Below are 1,682 nucleotides of genomic sequence, written 5' to 3'. Positions count from 1 at the left end.
AATCACCGCCCTGGTGGACGAACTGCTGCGGTGGACGACATGACAGCGAAGCCACCACAGAGCGGCAAACGCACGGCAAAACGCGTCGGCATCGGTGCGCGTCCTCCTGCGAATCCGCACGCCGAGGCGTGGATTCGCCAGGGCGATGCCGATGCGCTGGGCAAGGGCGACCTCTACACGGCTCGCCTCACGCTCGACATCACGCCCGCACTGCGGGCGCGCATCAAGGTATCGGCCTTCACGCAAGGCGTGACCGTGGCCGACCTGCTGCGCGGCCTGCTGGAGCGGGAGTTTCCCGAGAACCGCAGGGAGAACACACCATGACTGCATCCACTGCACCTGCTGCCGCGCCTGCCGCTGGCGCGGCCACGGCTGCGCCACAGCCATCATTCATCGCACCTTCCGGCCAGCCCGCCAGCGCGCCGCTGACGCGCGTGGCGCTGGCCTACATCGAGGCCCGTTTCAAGCTCTACCTGCGCTTTGGCGAACCCGCGCGCACGCACCAGCTCGACCGCTGGCGACGCTGCGCCATGTTCCTGCCGGGCGCTGTGTTCTGCCGCGTGCGCTGGCAGGCCAACGACTACGGCACCGTGCGCTGGCAGCTCATGGTGATGCAAGCCTGCACACCGCTGGACGCGGCGCAGCGCATCCCCGGCGTGCAGCCTGGCGCGCGCCTGCTACTGCACGCCGAGGGCGACGGGCAAGTGCGCGCCGTGCTGGAACGCATCGACGCCATCGAGGCGCTGGGCATCGCGCCTGTCGCCGTCTCGCCCGCGTACTGGCGCACGCTCGCCAACCGGCTCGCTGCGCGCCTGCCGCTGCCCGAGTACACCGCCGAGCGGCACGCCGCCTGGTTGGCCGGGAGGGTGCTGCCATGACCGCCGTTTCCACTGGCGCCAACACCACTGGAAAGGCGCCGCGTCCTCGCTCGCGCCAGCGCGCTCGCATCGTGCTCGCGGGCTTCGCCGCCTGCGGCCTTGCTGCGCTGGCCTGGGCGTCCTTCGTGCATCCGATGCCGCGCCTGATCTACAACCCGTCCGACAGCGTTCCGGTGGGCTGGTATCGCATCGCGCCACCCGATGCGCCGCGCGTCGGCTCCATCGTGCTGACCACGCTGCCGCCAGACGCCGCCGCGCTGGCCGCGCAGCGCGGCTACCTGCCGGCGCGCGTGCCGCTGCTCAAGCGCGTGGGCGCGGTCGCGCCGCAGGAGGTGTGCGTTGCCAGCGGCATCGTCCGCATCGACGGCGTGCCTTCGGCCGCCGCGCTGCCCGCCGACCGTTGGGGCCGCCCGCTGCCATCCTGGCAGCAGTGCCGCCGCCTTGAACCCGGCGAGCTTTTCCTGTTGAGCGTGACCAACCCGTCGTCGTTCGACAGCCGGTATTTCGGCCCGGTTGCCGCATCCGCCGTGATCGGCGTCGCGCACCCGATCCGGCTGGAGGCCCGCCCATGATGGCCGCCGACTCGCTGCACGTTGTCGTGCATCTTGTCGTGCCATTGGGCGTGCCGATCCAGTGGCTTTCGGCATGTCGTCGCGCGTGCAGTGCGAGCGCCGATCCTACGTATCGGGTGCCGCACTTCGCGCTGCCTTCCCATGTGCAGGCGTCTTGCCTCGAACGCTGCCGGCCTATGGCCGTCGCCGCGTTCGCCGGCGCGCTGGCTGCTCGCGCAGCAGCGCCGCCGGG

The 1,682-nt window shown here is 71.3% G+C and carries 3 protein-coding genes and 1 pseudogene; all 4 read left to right on the top strand.

Going from position 1 to position 1,682, the window contains the following annotated elements; genetic code table 11:
- The first annotated feature begins 39 nt into the window (after window positions 1-39).
- Window positions 40-324: a hypothetical protein gene (locus tag HMPREF2581_RS11575; RefSeq protein WP_016254213.1), complete on the top strand. Its 285-nt coding sequence runs from the start codon at window positions 40-42 to the stop codon at window positions 322-324.
- Complete coding sequence (locus tag HMPREF2581_RS11570; RefSeq protein WP_016254214.1) at window positions 321-878, top strand: DUF2840 domain-containing protein; 558 nt, start codon at window positions 321-323, stop codon at window positions 876-878. The genes HMPREF2581_RS11575 and HMPREF2581_RS11570 overlap by 4 nt, the downstream gene beginning before the upstream one ends.
- Window positions 875-1,450, top strand: a complete 576-nt coding sequence (locus HMPREF2581_RS11565; RefSeq protein WP_003139016.1) for a S26 family signal peptidase — start codon at window positions 875-877, stop codon at window positions 1,448-1,450. Before HMPREF2581_RS11570 ends, HMPREF2581_RS11565 begins: the two co-directional genes overlap by 4 nt.
- Window positions 1,447-1,682, top strand: a pseudogene (locus HMPREF2581_RS33430) (hypothetical protein); the annotation flags it as partial. The gene HMPREF2581_RS11565 and the pseudogene HMPREF2581_RS33430, both read left to right, overlap by 4 nt.

This window comes from Pseudomonas sp. HMSC057H01 (assembly GCF_001836405.1).
GTDB lineage: Bacteria > Pseudomonadota > Gammaproteobacteria > Pseudomonadales > Pseudomonadaceae > Pseudomonas > Pseudomonas aeruginosa.
Note: the sequence above shows the minus strand (reverse complement) of the source record. Positions and strands in the feature narration are given on the sequence as shown.

What these genes read in the sequence shown, in the direction of transcription:
- HMPREF2581_RS11575 (WP_016254213.1), top strand. Translation starts at nt 40, where the DNA reads ATGACAGCGAAGCCACCACAGAGCGGCAAACGCACGGCAAAACGCGTC.
- HMPREF2581_RS11570 (WP_016254214.1), top strand. Translation starts at nt 321, where the DNA reads ATGACTGCATCCACTGCACCTGCTGCCGCGCCTGCCGCTGGCGCGGCC.
- HMPREF2581_RS11565 (WP_003139016.1), top strand. Translation starts at nt 875, where the DNA reads ATGACCGCCGTTTCCACTGGCGCCAACACCACTGGAAAGGCGCCGCGT.